16 protein-coding genes are annotated in these 18,881 nt (G+C 65.0%); 10 read left to right on the top strand and 6 right to left on the bottom strand.

Annotated features, from left to right (window positions below):
* Positions 1-209: 209 nt before the first annotated feature.
* Positions 210-1,865: an acyl-CoA synthetase gene (locus NKI69_RS08905; protein ID WP_352721012.1), complete on the top strand. Its 1,656-nt coding sequence runs from the start codon at positions 210-212 to the stop codon at positions 1,863-1,865.
* 295 nt (positions 1,866-2,160) lie between these two features.
* Here NKI69_RS08905 and NKI69_RS08910 read toward each other — a convergent pair whose 3' ends face one another.
* Positions 2,161-3,051, bottom strand: coding sequence for an NmrA family NAD(P)-binding protein (locus NKI69_RS08910; protein WP_352721014.1), 891 nt, complete (start codon positions 3,049-3,051; stop codon positions 2,161-2,163).
* Positions 3,048-3,230: a YjiS-like domain-containing protein gene (locus NKI69_RS08915; protein ID WP_352556332.1), complete on the bottom strand. Its 183-nt coding sequence runs from the start codon at positions 3,228-3,230 to the stop codon at positions 3,048-3,050. Before NKI69_RS08915 ends, NKI69_RS08910 begins: the two co-directional genes overlap by 4 nt.
* Before the next feature lie 62 nt (positions 3,231-3,292).
* Here NKI69_RS08915 and NKI69_RS08920 point away from each other — a divergent pair, with 62 nt between their 5' ends.
* Positions 3,293-3,427: a hypothetical protein gene (locus NKI69_RS08920; protein ID WP_352721016.1), complete on the top strand. Its 135-nt coding sequence runs from the start codon at positions 3,293-3,295 to the stop codon at positions 3,425-3,427.
* A 20-nt stretch (positions 3,428-3,447) separates the two neighbouring features.
* Positions 3,448-4,359, top strand: coding sequence for a transcriptional regulator GcvA (locus NKI69_RS08925; protein WP_352721018.1), 912 nt, complete (start codon positions 3,448-3,450; stop codon positions 4,357-4,359).
* Between the two features lie 266 nt (positions 4,360-4,625).
* Here the strand turns inward: NKI69_RS08925 and NKI69_RS08930 are convergent, their stop codons facing one another.
* Positions 4,626-4,838, bottom strand: a complete 213-nt coding sequence (locus NKI69_RS08930) for a tautomerase family protein (protein ID WP_352721020.1) — start codon at positions 4,836-4,838, stop codon at positions 4,626-4,628.
* Positions 4,839-4,905: 67 nt separating this feature from the next.
* The gene (locus NKI69_RS08935) at positions 4,906-5,664 is read right to left on the bottom strand and encodes an SDR family oxidoreductase (protein ID WP_352721022.1); all 759 of its coding nucleotides are present in this window, start codon (positions 5,662-5,664) and stop codon (positions 4,906-4,908) included.
* A 100-nt stretch (positions 5,665-5,764) separates the two neighbouring features.
* Here NKI69_RS08935 and NKI69_RS08940 point away from each other — a divergent pair, with 100 nt between their 5' ends.
* Entirely contained in the window at positions 5,765-6,658 is an 894-nt protein-coding gene (locus tag NKI69_RS08940; RefSeq protein WP_352441830.1) for a LysR family transcriptional regulator, read from the top strand.
* Positions 6,659-6,681: 23 nt separating this feature from the next.
* On the opposite strand, the gene NKI69_RS08945 is transcribed toward NKI69_RS08940, so the two are convergent.
* On the bottom strand, positions 6,682-7,914 hold the full coding sequence (locus NKI69_RS08945; RefSeq protein WP_352721024.1) for a flavin-dependent oxidoreductase: 1,233 nt from the start codon (positions 7,912-7,914) through the stop codon (positions 6,682-6,684).
* Positions 7,915-7,989: 75 nt separating this feature from the next.
* Positions 7,990-8,166 carry a hypothetical protein gene (locus NKI69_RS08950; protein WP_023813351.1) on the bottom strand — a complete coding sequence of 59 codons (177 nt, stop codon included), beginning with the start codon at positions 8,164-8,166 and terminating at the stop codon, positions 7,990-7,992.
* Positions 8,167-8,250: 84 nt separating this feature from the next.
* Here NKI69_RS08950 and NKI69_RS08955 point away from each other — a divergent pair, with 84 nt between their 5' ends.
* The 6 genes from NKI69_RS08955 to NKI69_RS08980 all read left to right on the top strand — a co-directional run bounded on the left by NKI69_RS08955 (position 8,251) and on the right by NKI69_RS08980 (position 18,856).
* On the top strand, positions 8,251-9,267 hold the full coding sequence (locus NKI69_RS08955) for a GlxA family transcriptional regulator (protein ID WP_352721026.1): 1,017 nt from the start codon (positions 8,251-8,253) through the stop codon (positions 9,265-9,267).
* Positions 9,268-9,461: 194 nt separating this feature from the next.
* Positions 9,462-10,322 (top strand): FAD binding domain-containing protein, encoded by an 861-nt coding sequence (locus NKI69_RS08960; RefSeq protein ID WP_352721028.1) that lies wholly within the window; start codon positions 9,462-9,464, stop codon positions 10,320-10,322.
* Complete coding sequence (locus tag NKI69_RS08965) at positions 10,322-10,798, top strand: (2Fe-2S)-binding protein (RefSeq protein ID WP_023813348.1); 477 nt, start codon at positions 10,322-10,324, stop codon at positions 10,796-10,798. Before NKI69_RS08960 ends, NKI69_RS08965 begins: the two co-directional genes overlap by 1 nt.
* Position 10,799: 1 nt before the next feature.
* A complete protein-coding gene (locus tag NKI69_RS08970; protein ID WP_352721030.1) occupies positions 10,800-13,061 on the top strand; it encodes a xanthine dehydrogenase family protein molybdopterin-binding subunit in 2,262 nt (753 codons plus the stop codon).
* A 64-nt stretch (positions 13,062-13,125) separates the two neighbouring features.
* Positions 13,126-13,371: a MoaD/ThiS family protein gene (locus NKI69_RS08975; RefSeq protein ID WP_127398960.1), complete on the top strand. Its 246-nt coding sequence runs from the start codon at positions 13,126-13,128 to the stop codon at positions 13,369-13,371.
* Positions 13,372-14,071: 700 nt separating this feature from the next.
* A complete protein-coding gene (locus tag NKI69_RS08980) occupies positions 14,072-18,856 on the top strand; it encodes an autotransporter outer membrane beta-barrel domain-containing protein (RefSeq protein ID WP_352721032.1) in 4,785 nt (1,594 codons plus the stop codon).
* Positions 18,857-18,881: the final 25 nt, after the last annotated feature.

The following is an 18,881-nucleotide window of genomic DNA, read 5'->3' on the forward strand; positions in this document are numbered from 1 at the left end:
CATCTCCCCCGCAAGGGGGGAGATTGGATGTCGTTGAGGCGCCGATCTCCCCCTTGCGGGGGAGATGCCCGGCAGGGCAGAGGGGGGTGTTCAAGCGCCAACCTTCCCACCCACCAACTTTCGCCGCATCGACCACGCCCACAATTTCGGGCAAGTTCACACGCGACAGCGCCGCATGGGGAGATGCGGCGCAGCCAGGGAGGACTGCCATGACCAACACACCGGCGCTGTCGCGCTATGTCGATGCCGTTGCTCACTTTCGCATCGACGATGAGATCGCAAGACTTCACGGCGATCCCGCGACGGGCATCAACGCCTGCATCGAATGCTGCGATCGCCATACCGGCCAGAACCGGCTGGCGCTGCGCGCCATCTCCGTCGGTGGCGAGCTGCGGGAGTTCAGCTTCGACGATCTCAAGGAGATGTCGGCGCGCGTCGGCAACATGCTGAAAGCGGCTGGTGTCGGCTCCGGCGACATCGTCGCCGGCATGCTGCCGCGCATTCCCGAACTGGTGGCACTCATCCTCGGCACCTGGCGTATCGGCGCGGTCTACCAGCCGCTGTTCGCCGCCTTTGGCCCCAAGGCCATCGACCACCGGCTGAAGACCAGCGGCGCGAAGCTCGTCGTCACCAACATTGCCAATCGCGGCAAACTCGACCAGGTGGAGGATTGCCCTCGGGTTGCAACCATCCTTGCCCCAGGCGAAGCCCTGCCGGCCGGCGACATCGATTTCCGCGCCGACTTCGCCGCCGCCTCGCCTGACTGCCAGCCGGTGATGCGCAAGGGCGACGATTTGTTCATGATGATGTCGACCTCGGGCACGACAGGTTTCCCCAAGGGCGTTCCGGTGCCGCTCAGCGCGCTGCTGGCCTTCGGCGCCTATATGCGCGATGCCATCGGGCTGCGGCCCGCCGACGTCTTCTGGAACATCGCCGATCCCGGCTGGGCCTACGGCCTCTATTACGCCATAACAGGCCCGCTGCTGCTTGGCATCGCCACGACCTTAAACGAGGGCACCTTCACCGCCAAAAGCACCTACGACATCATCGAGCGCCTCGGCGTCACCAGCCTTGCCGGCTCGCCCACCGCCTTCCGCCTGCTGCTGGCCGAAGGACCCGAGGCCGCCGCCCGCGTCAAGGGCCGGCTGCGCGTGGTGAGCAGCGCCGGCGAGCCGCTTAACCCGGAGGTGATCCGCTGGTTCGACGCCCATCTCGCCGCCCCCATCCACGACCATTACGGCCAGACCGAGAACGGCATGATGGTCAACAACCATCACGGCCTGTCGCACCCCGTACGCCACGGCTCGGCCGGCTTTGCCATGCCGGGCTACCGCGTCGTCGTGCTCGACGAGGCCGGCAACGAGCTTGGCCCCAACCAGCCCGGCATTCTCGCCATCGACATCGCCAATTCGCCGCTGCGCTGGTTCGGCGGCTATCATCAGGCCGAAACCCCTGCCATAGCGGGTGGCTATTACCGCACCGGCGACACGGTCGAGTTCGAGCCCGACGGTTCGATCTCCTTCATCGGCCGCGCCGACGACGTCATCACCTCGGCCGGCTACCGCATCGGCCCGTTCGACGTCGAAAGCGCGCTGCTCGAGCATCCGGCGGTCAACGAGGCAACGGTCGTCGGCGTGCCCGATCCGCAGCGCACCGAAATCGTCAAGGCCTTCGTCGTTCTGGCGCCCGCCTTTCGAGGCAGCGAGGCGCTGGCCGAGGAACTGGCGCAGCATGTCCGCAAGCGCCTCTCGGCCCACGCCTATCCGCGCGAAGTCGAGTTCGTCAGCGAGTTGCCGAAGACGCCGAGCGGCAAGATCCAGCGGTTCCTGCTGAGGAAGGCCGAGGTGGAGAAGCGGAAGGAGTGACACGGCCAATCTCCCCACAAGGGCAGGGCTATCGCATACGGATTCTTGCGAAGAAGAACCCCCACCCTAACCCTCCCCACAAGGGAGAGGGAATGCTGCCGCGTGCCTTTAATTCTTGTTGGCGCCGAAAAGACAGGCGATGCTTCTGGGTCAGCGCCAACGGAAGTCTCCCTTCCCCTTTGGGGGAGGGGTTAGGGGTGGGGGTCCGTGCCGGGCAGACATCTCAGGAATTCCATATGCGATAGCCCTGCCACAAGTGGGGGAGATCGGCAGTTGCAACGCCGCGCTTCTGCTACTACCGCCCAGCGGTGCCCGCCATCGCCACAAAGGCGCTCTCGATGGTCTCGAACGTCAGCTCCGGATAGAGCGCGCCGGCTTCCGGCGTGGCCGTTTCGAGCGCCGTCTCACCGCGTATCCAAAACGCCCGCAGCAGTCCGAGCCAGGGGGCTGATGCGATCATCGCCTCAAGCTCCGCCGCACTCTGGGGCACGATGCGCGGCGAGCGGCCGCTGACCCGGCGCCACAGATCGATCATTTCGTGCTGGGTGATCTCGTTCTGGGCGATGCGGATCTCGCTGCGGATGGCACTGGGGTCGTTCAACGCGCGCAAGGTGACGGCGGCGATGTCCTTCTCGCTGACAAACGTCGCCGGCACATGGCCGTCGCCATAAAGCGTCACCTCTTCGGGCGGCAAGGGCGACGAGCCGAAGCGCATCAGGTCGCCCAGCGTCGTCACCCAGGTCGAGAAGAAGCCGTTGGTGTAGATCACCGTATAGGGCAGATCCGCTTGCCTGATCGCGTCGAACACGGCTCGCTTGAGGTCGAGCGGCGGAACCGAGCCCGGTGCAGCGGCGGCAAAGTCGAGGCCGAAGCCGGCGGAAGGTACATAGCGGGAGACGCCGGCATCCCTGAGCGCCCGCACCAACGTCATCTCGCTGGCCGAATCCACATGCACCGAGCTGATGACTCGATCCACCGCACCGGCGGCGCGGACAAGGCTGCCATAGTCGTCGAGATCGCCGACATGGATTTTGGCGCCGAGCTCCTTCAGCGAATGCAGCCGTTCTTCATTACCGGCTGTTGTCGGACGAACCAGAACGTGCAGGCGATCGCCATTGCCTGCGCTGGCCTTCGCCATCTCGCCACCCAGCAGCCCCGTCGCGCCGATGATCAGGGTGCTGGTCATATCGCCCTCCCATTGCGCAGGATGGAACCGTCCCAGTCGCGCTCGAAGCCGATGTCGTGCAAGCGATGGTTCGAGAAGCGTGAAACTCGGCGCAGCATGCGCCGGCGCTCGACGACTGCAGCGGTTCTGAGTGCAAGACCGCTCATCGCGGCGCCGATGGATTCGAAGGTCGGGTTCATTGTTCGTCTCCTGTATTTTACCCGGGGCGCAAGCGTGCCAAAGCCGTCCGCGGAGGACGAGCATGACGATTGCTCACACTGTTCTGGTCGTTCAGCGCAGCGGTGAGATGGAAAAACCGATCTGGATGCGCTGCTACGTCAGTAGACTGGACATTTCCGGGCTGGACGACAAACGACTCTTTGTGCAGGATTTGTGAGCAACGCTCACAGGTGGACCATGCCGCGCAGACTGCCGCCGCTCACTGCCCTGCCCGCCTTCGAGGCCGCCGCCAGGCATCTGAGTTTCTCCAAGGCTGCGGGCGAACTCAACGTCACCCATGGTGCGGTCAGCCGCGCCATCCGCAACATTGAGGACAGGCTGGGCATCCAGCTTTTCGATCGGGGGACGAGGTCCGTGCGCCTGACGCCGGTGGGCGCGGCCTATGCATCGGAAGTCAGGACGGCGCTGGACCAAATCGCCGCCGCCACCATCGCCGCCACGCCCGACCGCACGACAGGCATCCTGAATGTCAGCACATCGGACGGTTTTGCCGGCCGCTGGCTGGTGCCGAGGCTGCATCGTTTCCACCGCGCCAACGCCGATATCGACGTGCGGCTGTCGACCTCGGGCGTGCTTTCCGATTTCGTCAGCGACGGCATCGACATCGCCATCCGCTACGGCAAGGGCGGCTATGCCGGAGTGACAGCGGAATTTCTCGCCGATGAAGAGGTCTTCCCCGTCTGCAGCCCGGAACTGCTGCAAGGCGAACATCCGCTGCGCTTGCCGGCGGATCTCAGGCATCACAAATTGATCCATGATGCCTTTCGCATCGACTGGGCGACATGGCTGCAACATGCCGGCGTGGCAGATGTCGATCCGAAGCGCGGCGTGCGCTTCGATTCCGCCACCTTCGCCGTCGAGGCCGCGGTGCATGGCGAAGGCGTGCTGCTGGGCCGAAGCGCGCTGGTCTCGGCCGACCTCGCCGCCGGGCGGCTGGTTCGTCCCTTCGACCGCGCGCTGAAATCCGCCTCGCGCTACTACGTCGTCTACCGCGACGGCGCGCTGCGTCAGAAGAAGATCAGGGCGTTCCGCGACTGGCTGTTTGCCGAAATGGCGGCTGACTGGATTGGTGCGACGAAGGGCGATTGAAGCGGAGGTCTACGCTTGCAAACCCAAGCGCTGCAGCGCCGCGCAGACCCCCCACCCCGCTGCTTCGCATCGACCCTCCCCACAAGGGGGAGGGTGAGGAAGGCGCCCTGCCCGCCTGCCTTTTTTTGGAAATGCGGAAAAGCTGGGCTCCCTACCTCCCCCTTGTGGGGAGGTCGGACCGAAGGTCCGGGTGGGGGTGCTGGCGCAAATCTTGAAGAATCTGGATTCAGGTCCCCGTTTTGCCAGAGTTGTCGCTGGCCTTTGCGCTACTCCTTCGTACGATAAGCGTCCGGCACGACGAACACTTCGTCGGCCCGGCCATAGCCGCCGTCGGCAACCTCCTCCACCAGCACCATCGTGAAGGGGCGCGCACCCTCGCCGAAAAAGTCGACGAACATGGCTGTCGTTCGATGGATGAGGTCTTCCTTCTGCGCCCTGGAGAGCGCCGCTTGCGGTAACTTGATGTTGGCGAATGGCATGATGTTTCCTTAATTTTTTCGAGTGCGGGATTCAGGCAGTCGGGAGAGCCAAGCCGGCATGGTTGCCTCAGACCACGCCGCCATTGGCTCGTATGATTTGTCCGTTGACCCAGAAGCTGTCCGGACCGGCCAGGAACGAGACCAGCCCGGCAATGTCGTCGGGCTGGCCAAGCCGGCCGAGCGGGACCATCTTGCCGATGGCCTCGATCTGCGCCTCGCTCTTGCCGTCCGTGAACAGCGCGGTTTCGATCGGTCCGGGCGCCACCGCGTTGACGGTGACACGGCGCGCGCCAAGCTCCTTGGCCAGGATGTGGGTCATCGCCTCGACGCCGGCCTTGGTGGCGGCATAGACGCCATAGCCCGGCTGGTAGAGGCCAACGACGCTGCTGGAGAAGTTGACGATGCGGCCGCCGTCGCGAAGCCGGCGCGCGCCTTCCCGCATGCCGCGGAACACGCCGCCGAGATTGATCGCGATCTGCGTGTCGAACGAAGCATCGTCGGTCTGCGCCATCGGCGACGTCTTCATGACGCCGGCATTGTTGACGAGGATGTCGATGCCGCCGAACGCCTTCTCGCCGGCGTCGAACAGCGCCGGGATCCCATTCGGATCGGCGATATCGGCCTGAACGGCGATCGCCTTGCCGCCGCCGGCTTCGATGCTGCGCACAAGCTCTTCGGCCTCGGCGCGGCCCCGTGCATAGTTGACGACGACGGCGACGCCGTCGCGGGCGAGCCGCTGTGCGATGGCGGCGCCGATGCCTTTGGAGGCGCCGGTCACGATCGCGGTTCTGGTTTGGCCACCCGTATCTGTTTGATTGGATGTCATGGAAGTCTCTCCGTGTTGGTGACACGGATATAGGCCGGCCCGCTTTCCGGATAATCAGCCACCTATTGACATCACTATTCGGAAACTGCGAACAAAGGCCATGGATCGACTGGACACGATGCGGCTCTTCGTTCGCGTTCTGGAGCGGCGCAGCTTCACCGCTGCCGCAGCCGATCTCGGCCTGCCGCGTTCAACGGCGACGGAAGCCATCCGGCGACTGGAAGAGCATCTCGGCGCGCGGCTTCTGGAACGAACGACGCGGCAGGTGAACGCCACCCAGGACGGCGAAGCCTACTATCGGCGCTGCCTGTCGATCCTGGCCGAAATCGAGGATGCGGAGGCCGCCTTTCGCAATGCCGAGCCTTTCGGCCTGCTGCGCATCGATGCCAGCACGCTGCTCACCCGCACATTCCTGTTGCCGCGCCTGCCGGAGTTCCTCGACCGCTATGCCAGAATCGACCTGCAGATCGGCCAAAGCGACCGGCTGGTCGATCTCGTGCGTGAAGGCGTCGACTGTGTCATCCGCGTCGGCGAGCTACCCGACAGCGGCATGATCATGCGGCGGCTGGCTGTCATCCGCGAGATCACCTGCGCCAGCCCTGGCTATCTCGAACGCCACGGCACGCCCGCCTCCCCCGATGCGCTCGACGGTCACCAGGCGGTGGGCTTTGTTTCGTCGCGCACTGGCGAGACCCTTCCGTTCGAATTCACCGTCGCCGGCAATATCCGTGAGGTGCGGCTGCCCGGCCGCGTCGCCGCCAACAATTCCGACACCGCCGCCGACCTGGCGCGGCTTGGCCTCGGCCTCATCCAGGCGCCGCGCTATCGCTTCGAAAAGGATCTGGCGGATGGGACACTCGTCGAGGTGCTGGCCGACTATCCGCCCTCGCCAACGCCGCTGTCGGCGCTCTACCCGCAGAACCGTCAGCTCTCGCCACGCCTGCGCGTCTTCCTCGACTGGGCCTCGCGCATCTTCGCCGAGGCCGATCTCTAGGGCGCAAAAACGCCCGCTCCCGGTCAATTCGGTTTTGCAAACCCGGCCAGGGACGCATAGCCGCGTACCACGCTCTTGCGTTCTTCGCGCGAAGCGACGGCGTCGATGTCATCAAAGCCATGCGGCGCCCGGGCCTCGACCAAGTCTATGACCGCTTCCGGCCCGCCTTGCCGATTGGCCAGCACGATGGCCGATGTGGCCGGCCGCCGCTCCCCATCATATCGCGCGAGCGCGGCTTCGACGGTTGGTCCCGCGGCCAGATGCATCGCGAGGCAGCCGGCGTCGAGTATTGCCTGGCTGGCTCCGTTCGACCCGACCGGATACATGGGATGCGCCGCATCGCCGAGCAGCGTCACCCGCCCGAACGACCATCGCGGCAGCGGGTCGCGGTCGCAGTTCGGATATTCGTAGAAGCCATCCGTTGCCTGGATGATCGAGGCAGGGTCGACAAAATCAAGCTGAAACCGGTCGCGCACGAAGGGCAGCACATCGTCGATCACGCCCGGGCGGCTCCAGTCGCCGGGACGCAGCGGTGATGTGCCGCTATCACCGGTATTGGCCATCACCGCCCAGTTTGTCAGCCTGGTCTCCGGCTCTTCGCGATCCGGTTCGATCGGATAATACACGAACTTGGCGAAATTGCCGCCGGCAACCGCCATGGTGCGCCCGTCGCGCCAGACCGGCCATGGCGTGGCGCCGCGCCACAGCATCGTGCCGTTCCAGATCGGCCGCCCTTCTTCGGGATAGAGCACGGCCCGGACGGCGGAATGGACCCCGTCAGCGCCTATGAGCAGGTCGCCATGCGCCTCGCCTCGCGAGCCGTCATGCCTGCGGAAATGCGCCACGACCCCGCCTTCGCTCTGCTCGAAGGCATCGACAAGGCTTGCCGTATTGATGATGTCGCCGCCAAGCCTGTTCACCACGGCCCTGTGGATCAGCCCCAGCAGTCTGCCGCGATGAATGCTGATTTGCGGAACCTCATAGCCGGCATCGATGCCGCGCAATTCCTGCCATACGATCTGGCCGAAGCGGTTGGTGTAGACAAGCTCGCGTGTCCTCACCCCCTCCGCGTCGAGCGCCGGCATCAGCCCAAGCCCGGCCAACTCCTTGACAGCGTGCGGGAGCATGTTGATGCCGACGCCAAGTTCGCGGATGTCGTCGGCCCGCTCGAACAGTTCGACCTCGATGCCTGCCTCATGCAGGAACAGAGCAGTGGTGAGGCCGCCGATGCCGGCCCCGGCGATCAATGCTTTCATCAGTCACTCCCTTGCTGTGAAAAATCGGTGCTCGGAAGACGGCCACACACCCGCCGTCGCTTCAGCACGGCATCGTCACCGCGATGCGCCCGACCCGGGATATTCGAGTTGCATGGCGACGAAGTCGGCCGTGCGGGCACCGTGGCTGGCGCTAGCAAGCGCCCTGTGGGCCAGTTGGCGTAGCAATCCGTGCTCCGCCACGACAAGGCCGGCGGCACCGGCACTGCTCCACAACGCAAGTCGCCAACTCATGGGGTCCGATCTCCAGATGGCTTGACGACGAGGGTATCGGCGTTACGTTTCGTCCGAAATGACATAAATCGGGCGAATACTGCCATGCGCAGGCAAGTTGCCGTCGTCGTTCACCCCGGTTTCCAGCTTCTGGATGCGGCCGGGCCGACTACAGTCTTCGAGATTGCGGAGCGCTGCCGCCCGGACAACTATGAGCTGGTTTTGCTGGCGCCCGGCGGCGGCGACGTTGAAAGCTCTTCGGGTCTGAAGCTCCTCACCAGGCCTCTGCGCGACGGCCCTTTCGACACCGTTATCGTATCGGGCGGCGAAATCATCCGCTCCATGGAGGCGATGGACGAGATCGTCGCCTGGTTGAGGCGCGTCTCGGCGCGGCGCATCAGCAGCGTCTGCACGGGCGCGTACCTGCTGGCAAAGGCGGGATTGCTCGACGGCCGCCGCGCGACCACGCACTGGGCCAGCAGCGACGACTTCCACCGCCGCTACCCGAAGGTCAGGCTGGATGCCGAGCGTATTTTCATCAGGGATGGCGACATCTGGACGTCGGCCGGCATCTCGGCCGGAATAGACCTGGCGCTCGCCCTCGTCGAAGATGACCTTGGCGCTGAGGTGGCGCGCCGCACCGCGCAGCAGATCGTCGTGCACCAGCGCCGGCCGGGCGGCCAGTCGCAATTCTCGGCCTTCGTCGAGCTGGGCGGGCGAACCGGGCGCTTTGCCGCGCTGATCGAATGGGTGCGGGCAAACCTGGCCGAACCGCTGACCGTCGAATGCCTGGCCGATCACGCGGCCATGAGTCCCCGCAACTTCGCCCGCGCCTTCACCGCCGAGACCGGCGTCACGCCGGCAAAAGCCGTAGAGCGCATGCGCCTTGAGACGGCCCGCACGGCGATCGAGACCAGCCATCTCCCGCTTGAGCGGATCGCCGAAACCGCCGGTTTTGGCGATCCCGGACGCATGCGGCGCGCCTTCCTGCGTACCCTTGGCCAGCCGCCGCAGGCGTTTCGGGCGGCTGCCGAACACAGGGGCTTCAGCCGGGGCGGCCAGGCAGCGGCTCTGCCCGGCCTAAAGGCCGTTCCGGGTCCAATGGCGGACAAAAGCGAATGAGCGCACTTGATCCACAACCGAAGTTTCACGAAACTCGTCTCAAAGCCGGTTGCTGCCATTCAGTGCGCCACTTTCGGTCTGTTGGACTGGATATTGCGGCGCCTGGCCTAATCGCCGCAGATGAGGAACCGGATAGCCATTATGAGGAGACTGTTTATAACGGTCGCTGAAATCGCGATGACCAAGGGGAGACGATGCGCTACATACGTCCGCTTTCAATAGAAGATGCCGTTGGCCAGTTGGCCGGGTCGGCTGGCACGGCCGCCATTCTTGCGGGAGGCAGCGACCTCCTGGTCAGAATGAAGGGCGGCTTTGCCGAACCAGAGCTGATCGTCGACATCAAGGCGATCGATGGCTTGAGCGAGATCCGGGAAACGGCTGAAGGCTTCAGCATAGGTGCCGCGGTTCCCTGCGCCGTCCTGGGAGAGAACACCGCCCTCAAGAAGGCATGGCCCGGTGTCGTCGAGGCGGCCAAGCTGATCGGCTCGAAGCAGGTGCAGGGACGCTGCACCATCGTGGGCAATCTCTGCAACGCATCGCCGGCCGCCGACAGCGTGCCGGCGCTGGTTGCCGCCGGCGCCAAGGCAGTGGTCGTCGGGCCGGCGGGCCGGCGCACGATCCCCGTGCAGAGCGTGCCGACCGCGCCGGGCAAGACGTCACTCGCCAAAGGCGAGATCATCGAGGCGATCCTGCTCGACAAGCGCGCGCCACGCTCGGGCGATGCCTATCTGCGTTTCATTCCACGCACCGAAATGGACATCGCGGTGGTCAGCGCCGGCGTGAACCTGACGCTCGATGAGCACGGTGTGGTCAAATCGGCCCGCGTGGCGCTGGGCGCCGTGGCGGCGACGGTGCTTCTGGTCGAAGAGGCGGCGGAGGTGCTCATCGGCTCCAAGCTGGACGAGGCGACGCTGGAGCGGCTCGCCAAGGTCTGCGCGGGGGCCTGTCGGCCCATCGACGACAAGCGCGGCACTATTGAATTCCGGAGGAAAGTTGCGGGCGTGCTGGCCAAGCGGGCCGCAACGACCGCCTATGCACGTGCGGGAGGCAAATGATGGCTGGTGTAGCAGTTTCAACGACAATCAACGGCGACGCTGTCGAATATCTTTGCCAGCCCGACGAGACGCTGCTCGACGTCCTGCGCGATCGGCTGGGGCTGACGGGCGCCAAGGAAGGCTGCGGCACCGGCGACTGCGGCGCCTGCAGCATCATCCTCGACGACCGGCTGGTGTGTTCATGCCTGGTGTTAGGCGCCGAGGCTGAAGGCCGCCGCGTCGAGACCATCGAGGGCATGGCCCATGGCGATACGCTGCACCCGCTGCAGCAGAAGTTCCTCGAGCATGCGGCGCTGCAATGCGGCATCTGCACGCCGGGCTTCCTGATCGCGGCCAAAGACCTCCTGGCCAAGAACCCCGACCCGACCGAGGAAGAAATCCGCTTCGGCCTCGCCGGGAACCTCTGCCGCTGCACCGGCTACGACAAGATCGTGCGCGCCGTCCAGGACGCGGCCATCGTGATGAAGGGAGCCTGAGATGAATTTCGATCCACGTTTTTCCGGACGTAAATTCACATCCGTCGGCACGCGTCCGATCCGTCCCGACGGCATCGACAAGGTGACGGGCCGCGCGCGCTATGGCGCCGACTTCAACATGGCCGGCCAGCTGATCGGGCGTGTTCTCAGAAGCCCGCACGCCCACGCCAGGATCGCCAAGATCGACATTTCGAAGGCGGAAAAGCTCGCCGGCGTCAAGGCGGTGATCACCGCGGCCGACCTGCCCGATCTCACCGATGGCGATGCCGCCATGTACGACGTCCTCGACAATTGCATGGCGCGCACGAAAGCGCTCTATGACGGCCACGCGGTGGCCGCGGTCGCTGCGATCGACGCCCGCACCGCCAGGCAGGCGCTGAAGCTCATCGAGATCGAATACGAGCTGCTGCCGCATGTCACCGATGTCGACGAGGCGGCGAAGCACACGGCGCCCTTGATCAATGATGCCATCTTCACCGAGGGTCTCGAGGAGAAGCCGGTAAAACCCTCCAACGTCACCAAGCGCAGCCAGTTTGGCCATGGCGATGTCCATCAGGGTTTCGGCCACGCCGACTTCATCGTCGAGCGCTCCTTCAAGACCGAGCAGACGCACCAGGGCTATATCGAGCCGCATGCCTGCGTGGCGAATTTCAGTTCCGACGGCACCGCCGACCTCTGGGTCTGCACGCAGGGCCATTTCGTCTACCGCCAGCATTGCGCCCAGCTGCTCGGCATGGAAGCCTCGAAACTGCGCGTCACCTCCTCGGAGATCGGCGGCGGTTTTGGCGGCAAGACCCATGTCTGGGCTGAGCCGGTGGCGCTGGCGCTGTCGCGCAAGGCCGGCCGGCCGGTGAAGCTGGTGATGACCCGCGACGAGGTGTTCCGCGCCTCGGGCCCGACCAGCGCCACCTCGATCGACGTGAAGATCGGCGCCCGCAAGGACGGCACGATCACCGCCGCCGAAGCGACGCTGCGCTACAGCTGCGGCCCGTATGCCGGCTCCTGGGCCGAGATCGGCGCCATGACCGCGTTCGCCTGCTACAAGCTCGATAACGTCAAGACGGTGGGCTACGAAGTGCTGGTCAACCGGCCGAAGACCGCGGCCTATCGCGCGCCTTCGGCGCCGATGGCGGCGTTCGCGGTGGAAAGCGCGGTCGACGAGCTGGCCAAGAAGATCGGCATGGACCCGGTCGACTTCCGCATCAAAAACGCCGCGCAGGAAGGCACAAGATCCTCCTACGGCCCGGTCTACGGCCCGATCGGCATCGGCCCGACGCTCGAGGCGGTGAAGAGCCATCCGCACATGAAGGCGCCGCTCGGCCCGAACCAGGGCCGCGGCATGGCTTGCGGCTTCTGGTTCAATTTCGGCGGCCAGACCTGCACCGACCTCAACATCGGCATGGACGGCTCGGTCTCGCTGGCCGTCGGCACGGTCGATGTCGGTGGTTCGCGCGCATCGCTGTCGCTGGTGGCGGCGGAGGAACTCGGCATCGACTATTCCCAGGTCAAGGCGATCGTCGCCGACACTTCCAGCCTCGGCTACAACGACATGACGGACGGCAGCCGCGGCACCTTCTCGTCCTCCATGGCGACGATCTCGGCCGCCCGCAATGCGATCAAGATCCTGCGCGAACGCGCCGCGCAGATGTGGGACATTGCCGTCGACGACGTGGTCTGGGAAAAGGGCCACGCGATCGCCAAGGGCGAGAAGCACGGCAATCTCGGCAAGCTGTCGCTGAAGGAGATCGCGGTCGAATCGGGCAAGACCGGCGGACCGATCGCCGGCCACAGCGAGCTCGTCGCCGATGGCGCCGGCGTCTCCTTCGCCACCCATATCTGCGATATCGAGGTCGATCCCGAGACCGGCGCCGCCAGGGTCATTCGCTACACGGTCGTGCAGGACGCCGGCAAGGCGGTGCACCCGACCTATGTCGAGGGACAGTACCAGGGCGGTGCGGCGCAAGGCATCGGCTGGGCGCTCAACGAGGAGTATATCTACGGCAAGGACGGGCGGCTGCAGAACGCCGGCTTCCTCGACTACCGCATCCCGGTCTGCTCGGACCTACCGATGATCGACACGCAGATCCTCGAAATCCCCAACCCCAACCACCCCTACGGGGTGCGCGGCGTCGGCGAGACGTCGATCGTGCCGCCGCTGGCGGCCATCGCCAATGCGGTGTCGAACGCCGCGGGCGTGCGCATGACGCACATCCCGATGTCGCCGCCGCGCATCCTGGCGGCGATCGAGGCGGCTAGAGCATGATGCCGAAAAGTGCGAAGCGGTTTTCGGATAACATCATGCTCCATCCCGAATAGGGGTCTCGCGAATGGTCGAAGTAACGCTCTGGGGCTCGCTCGCCGCGACCGCCGGAGGCAACAGCAAGGTCGAGATCGAGGCCAAGGACATAAGGGAGCTGTTCAGGAAGCTGGCTGAACAGTATCCCGGCCTCGAGCCCTGGATCGAGAAAGGCATCGCGGTTGCGATCGACGGGACGATCTATCGCGATACGTGGTCGAAGAAGCTGCCGGAGGGGGCGGAGATTTTTTTGCTGCCGAGGCTGGCCGGGGGGTAAGGCGACAACTGACAGGGTAAAAAGTGCACTGCCGCCGTAATTTACACTGTCACCGTAATTCTACGAAGCGCTATTGCGTCCGACCGGGAGGAAGTCTGCTTCGCGCCTCATGTCGGTCATCGAACAGACTGTAGCCGCATCCCAGTAGCTGACATCGCTGAGGCCCCCGCGGCGACAGGGGTATGGCGTGAGAGGGAAATCCCGGTCCAGTGATGACGCTCTGTCCACCCGGCTTGCGCTGGGCAGCCTTCGAGCTCACTCGATGGGATCGCTGAGGGCCAGGAGCTCCGAAAATTTCCCTGCAGACCCATGCGGCGAGATTGTTCTCGCGATTCCGTAAGGTCTCTTTGATAAGCTAGATCTAATATCGACGTATTATCTGTCACTCAAACGTCGCAGACTTGATTTTACTGGTCACTGTTAGCTTCTTGGTAGCTCTCGTGACTATAAACGTCTTGCGGGCGAATAGCTTTCATGCTGCCTTCGGCGCACTCAGGAATCAGGGAGCTTAGGCATGGCGGAGCGGATTTTGGCGCGCGACGGGATTTGGGTTTTGCGCCTCGCGCGCTTGCAGCAGGACGTGTCGCTTCGCTGCAGCGCTTCCGCCCTTGCGATCCTTGCTGTCACACTCGCGCTGAATGTCGCGCCCGCTTGGGCCGATGGCGGCAATGGAAGCGGCGTAGGCGCCGGACAAGGGGGTGTGGACGGTGCACTAGCGGGTGCCACGGGTCAGAATGTCCCCAATGGCGCTACCGCCGGCGGCGGTGGTGGCGGCGTTGATCTCACGACGGGCAATGGTGCGCCCGGAGGGTCGGGATCGGGAAGCTCGACAGCCAACAACCCAAACGGCGTTGCCGGTGCGACTGGTGCTACGGGTCTGGTCATCTCCACAGACGGGACCATTGCAACCAGCATCAGCGGCGGAGCCGGCGCTTCGGGCTCACCTGGCACAAACAGCGTCGTCAGGAGCGGCGGCGGCGGTGGTGGCGGTGTGGGCGTCAGTGCCACGGCCGACGTTACGGTTACTGGCACAGGATCGGTGGTTGGTGGCACTGGTGGCCGAGGTGGGAACAGTGGCAACAGCGGCAGCGGTGGTGGCGGCGTCGGCATATTCTCGTCCGCAAATGTCGTTGTAGAGGCGGGCGGCAGCGTTACCGGTGGCACTAGTGGCTCTACAGTTGGGGCCCAAGCAGGCGGCGGCGGCGGCGCGGCTGCCATCGTCCTGATCGGCGGCGGGACAATCCAGAACAGCGGGAATCTGCTGGGGGGCGCCGGCGGAAGAGCCCTTCTCGGCGGCGGTGGGGACGGTGGCGCCGCTGTTCTGCTGCTCTCAGGTGGAACCGTCATCAACAATCAAGGTGCGACGATTATTGGCGGCAGTGGCGGCCAGGGCTCCTTGGCAGGCGGCGATGGCGCAGCGGGGATCAAGGGCGCCAACATCGCGGTTATCAATGCGGGCACGATCAGCGGCGGCGCCGTCGGCGCCGGTGGTGGAACTCCGATCACCGGCAAGGCTATCGAGTTCACAGGCGGAGTTAATTCTCTGGAGCTTCAAGCGAGCTCGGTAATCGGCGGCAATGTGGTTGCATTCAGCACTGCCGACACTTTCAAGCTGGGCGGCGACAGCAGCGCCAGTTTTGATGTGTCCAAGATCGGCGCTGGCGCCAAATACGACGGCTTCGGATTGTATGAAAAGACAGGAAGCAGCACCTGGACACTGACGGGGACGACGACCGCCCTTACGCCCTGGACTTTGAGCAGCGGGGCCCTGCAAATTTCGAATGACAACAATCTGGGCGCCGCCTCCGGCGGGTTGACCTTCAGTGGCGGCACACTGCAGACGACCGCCGACATCACCAGCGGCCGGACAATCGCCCTGACAGGAGGCGGAACGTTTCTGACTGATGTCGGCACGATCCTCACGCTCAGCAATGTCATCTCCGGCGCAGGCGGTCTCACGAAAGCAGGCGGCGGCACGATGGTTTTGTCGGGCGCCAACACTTACACCGGCGGCACTGTCATCAATAACGGCACGCTCCAAGTCGGCGAGGGCGGCAGCATTGTCGGCAATGTCCTCAACGACAGCACGGTGGCATTCAACCGCTCAGATGCATTGATCGTCGGTGGTGCGATCTCAGGCAGCGGCGCGGTGGTTCAGCAGGGCTCGGGCGGCACGACACTGACCGGCCTGAACAGCTACAGCGGCGGCACGGTGATCACCGGCGGCACGTTGACCGGTCAAGCCTCGAGCCTCGGCACCGGCGGAATCCTCAACGACGGAGCGCTCGTCTTCGACCAGCCGACCGACGCCACCTTTGCCGGCTCCATGGATGGCAGCGGCTCCCTTACCAAGCAGGGTCTTGGCAATCTGAGCCTTACGGGAACCAGCACTCTCAGCGGCCCGACGACGGTCGAGGCCGGCAAGCTTGTCGTCGAGGGTTCGCTCGGCAGCTCGCAGACGACGGTCAACAGCGGTGCGACGCTGGGCGGCTCCGGCTCGATCGGCGGCGCGGTCATCATCGCCGATGGCGGCATGCTGGCGCCGGGGTCCAGCCCTGGCACCCTCACGGTCGGATCGCTCAGCCTGAGCTCCGGCTCGATCCTTGATTATGAGCTTGGCCAAGCCGGCATTGTCGGCGGCGGCGTCAATGACCTGATTGAGGTGACCGGAAACCTGACGCTGGACGGCAGCCTCGACATTACCGATGTCGGCGGCTTCGGCCCCGGTGTCTACCGGCTGATCAATTATGGCGGCGCGCTGACCGACAACGGCCTCGAGTTGGGCAATCTGCCGGCCGGCGTAACGACAGCCGACCTGACGGTGCAGACCTCGGTCGCCAACCAGGTCAATCTGGTCAGCAGCGCCGGCAATGACCTGTTGTTCTGGGACGGTGACGCGGCCGGGAATGCCAACAACAATCTGGTCGACGGTGGCAACGGCACCTGGACGGCGACGAGCCCGAACTGGACGACGAGCACCGGCTTGGTGACAGGCGCGATGAAGCCGCAGCCCGGTTTCGCCATCTTCCAGACACTTGGCGGTACCGTCAGCGCCGACGACAGCGCTGGCGAGCTTGCGGTCACCGGAATGCAGTTCGCCGCCGACGGCTATCGCATCGAGGGAGACGCCATCACGCTTGCCGGCGCTGGCGGCGAGAGCATCATTCGGGTCGGCGACGGCACCTTGGCCGGAGCAGGCTATACCGCCACCATCGCCTCCGTGCTGACCGGGGCGAGCAGCCTGACCAAGACCGATGCCGGCACGCTGGTGCTGTCGGGCGCCAACACCTACACAGGCGGAACGGCCGTCTCGGGCGGCGTGCTTTCGGTTGCGGCCGACAACAATCTCGGCGACGCCGCCGGCGACCTGACCCTCTCCGGCGGTACGCTGCGCAACACCGCCGTCTTCTCCTCGGCGCGAGACATCACGCTTGCGGCGCCCGGCGGTACCTTCGACACCTTGGCCGACCTCACTTTGTCCGGCGCGATCTCGGGTGCCGGCAATCTTGCCAAGACCGGCGCCGGCACGCTGACGCTGACCGAAACGAACAGCTATGGCGGCAACACGCTGGTGAGTGCCGGCACGCTGGTCGGCAACGCGGCTTCGATCCGTGGCGACATCGGCAATTCCGGCACTGTCGTGTTCGACCAGGTGGCGGATGCCAGCTTTGCCGGCGATATCTCCGGCACCGGCACGATGGTGAAGGACGGTGCCGGCACGCTGAAGCTAGCCGGCACCTCGCTGCTCGACTGGACCGTCGACCAGGGTGGCCTCGTCTCGGCGGCCGAGCGCTTCGGTGGCGATGTCTCTATCGGCGCGGGCAACTCCTTCACCTTCGACCAGGTCGCCAACTCCAGCTATGCCGGCGTGCTCTCGGGTGCCGGCACGTTCATCAAGGACGGCCAGGGCACCCTGGTGCTCGCGTCCGGCAACTCAGGCTTTACCGGCGCCACATCGGTCAGCGGCGGCACGCTTGCCGCAGGCGCAGAAAACGCATTCAGTTCCTCCTCGCAGTTCTCGGTCGCCTCAGGCGCCACGCTCGATCTCGCCGGCACTTCGCAGACCATTGCTGGCCTGACCAATGCCGGGACCGTGGGCATTGCCGGCAGCCTTGGAAGCAAGCTGACCGTCAGCGGCGACTATGTCGGCAATGGCGGCAACATTCTCATCGGCACCGCCCTGGGTGCAGACAACTCGCAGACCAACATGCTGGTTATCGCCGGGGATACGTCAGGCACGGGTACGCTCCAGGTTGTCAATCTCGGCGGCGGCGGGGCGCAGACGGTCGAAGGCATCAAGATCGTCGATGTCGGCGGCGTCTCGAATGGCAGCTTCTCGCTAAAGGGCAACTATACTTTCGAAGGCGATCAGGCGGTGGTCGGCGGCGCCTATGCCTACAGGCTCTACCAGGACGGCACGAGCACGACCGGCGACGGCGACTGGTATCTGCGTTCTGCCTTGATCGATGGCGGTGGACCCGGAACTCCGCTCTATCAGGCAGGCGCACCGCTCTATGAGGCCTATGCGGGCGTATTGCAGACCTTCAACCAGCTGGGCACGCTGCAGCAGCGGCTCGGCAACCGGTCCTGGACCATCGAAGCGCAAGGCGCCGACGGAATCTCCGACGAGGTGAAGGCCGAGGCCGGTATCGGGCTGTGGGGCAGGATCGAGGGCACCAGCGGCTCCTACGATCCGGAAAGCTCCACCACCGCAACGACATATGACACATCGACCTGGAGGCTGCAGACCGGCGCCGACATGCTTTTGTCCGATAGCGCGGCCGGCCAGCTCATCGGCGGCGTCGCCTTCCAGTATGGCACCGTGTCCGCCGACGTCTCGTCGGTCTTCGGCAGCGGGTCGATCGACAGCACCGGCACCGGGGTTTCCGGCTCGCTGACCTGGTACGGCGCGGAAGGCTTCTACCTCGACGGCCAGGCGCAGGTGATCTGGTACGACAGCAATCTCGATTCGGCGACCGCCGGACAGCGGCTCGTCGACGGCAACAACGGTGTCGGCTACGCGCTCGGCGTCGAAGCGGGCAAACGCATCATGCTCGATCCCAATTGGTCGCTGACGCCGCAAGCCCAGTTGGCTTGGTCGTCGGTCGACCTCGACGCCTTCACCGACGCCTTTGGCGCGAGGGTCACCCCAGGCACCAACGACAGCCTGCTTGGCCGCCTCGGCCTCTCGCTCGGCCATCAGACGCAGTGGCAGGACCGCACGGGCCGCGCCGGCCACACGAATCTCTACGGCATCGCCAACCTCTATTACGACTTTGAGGATGGCTCATCTGTCGACCTCGCCGGCAGCACCCTTTCGAACCGCAACGAGCAACTCTGGGGCGGCCTCGGTATTGGCGGCACGATCAACTGGGCCGACGACAGGTTCTCGGTGTTCGGCGAAGCCGCCGCCCGGACGGGCCTCAAAGACTTCGGTGACAGTCATGCGCTGACCGGTTCACTGGGCTTGCGGGTCAAGTGGTGACTTGCTTGGCACTTACTGGCTGATG

This window comes from Mesorhizobium sp. M0491, assembly GCF_040321265.1.
Classification (GTDB): Bacteria; Pseudomonadota; Alphaproteobacteria; order Rhizobiales; family Rhizobiaceae; genus Mesorhizobium.

Coding starts and splice junctions, on each gene's coding strand:
- NKI69_RS08970 (WP_352721030.1), top strand. CDS start 10,800: ATGAATTTCGATCCACGTTTTTCCGGACGTAAATTCACATCCGTCGGC.
- NKI69_RS08960 (WP_352721028.1), top strand. CDS start 9,462: ATGCGCTACATACGTCCGCTTTCAATAGAAGATGCCGTTGGCCAGTTG.
- NKI69_RS08950 (WP_023813351.1), bottom strand. CDS start 8,166: ATGAGTTGGCGACTTGCGTTGTGGAGCAGTGCCGGTGCCGCCGGCCTT.
- NKI69_RS08930 (WP_352721020.1), bottom strand. CDS start 4,838: ATGCCATTCGCCAACATCAAGTTACCGCAAGCGGCGCTCTCCAGGGCG.
- NKI69_RS08955 (WP_352721026.1), top strand. CDS start 8,251: ATGCGCAGGCAAGTTGCCGTCGTCGTTCACCCCGGTTTCCAGCTTCTG.
- NKI69_RS08920 (WP_352721016.1), top strand. CDS start 3,293: ATGACGATTGCTCACACTGTTCTGGTCGTTCAGCGCAGCGGTGAGATG.
- NKI69_RS08925 (WP_352721018.1), top strand. CDS start 3,448: ATGCCGCGCAGACTGCCGCCGCTCACTGCCCTGCCCGCCTTCGAGGCC.
- NKI69_RS08915 (WP_352556332.1), bottom strand. CDS start 3,230: ATGAACCCGACCTTCGAATCCATCGGCGCCGCGATGAGCGGTCTTGCA.
- NKI69_RS08940 (WP_352441830.1), top strand. CDS start 5,765: ATGGATCGACTGGACACGATGCGGCTCTTCGTTCGCGTTCTGGAGCGG.
- NKI69_RS08910 (WP_352721014.1), bottom strand. CDS start 3,051: ATGACCAGCACCCTGATCATCGGCGCGACGGGGCTGCTGGGTGGCGAG.
- NKI69_RS08945 (WP_352721024.1), bottom strand. CDS start 7,914: ATGAAAGCATTGATCGCCGGGGCCGGCATCGGCGGCCTCACCACTGCT.
- NKI69_RS08965 (WP_023813348.1), top strand. CDS start 10,322: ATGGCTGGTGTAGCAGTTTCAACGACAATCAACGGCGACGCTGTCGAA.
- NKI69_RS08905 (WP_352721012.1), top strand. CDS start 210: ATGACCAACACACCGGCGCTGTCGCGCTATGTCGATGCCGTTGCTCAC.
- NKI69_RS08975 (WP_127398960.1), top strand. CDS start 13,126: ATGGTCGAAGTAACGCTCTGGGGCTCGCTCGCCGCGACCGCCGGAGGC.
- NKI69_RS08935 (WP_352721022.1), bottom strand. CDS start 5,664: ATGACATCCAATCAAACAGATACGGGTGGCCAAACCAGAACCGCGATC.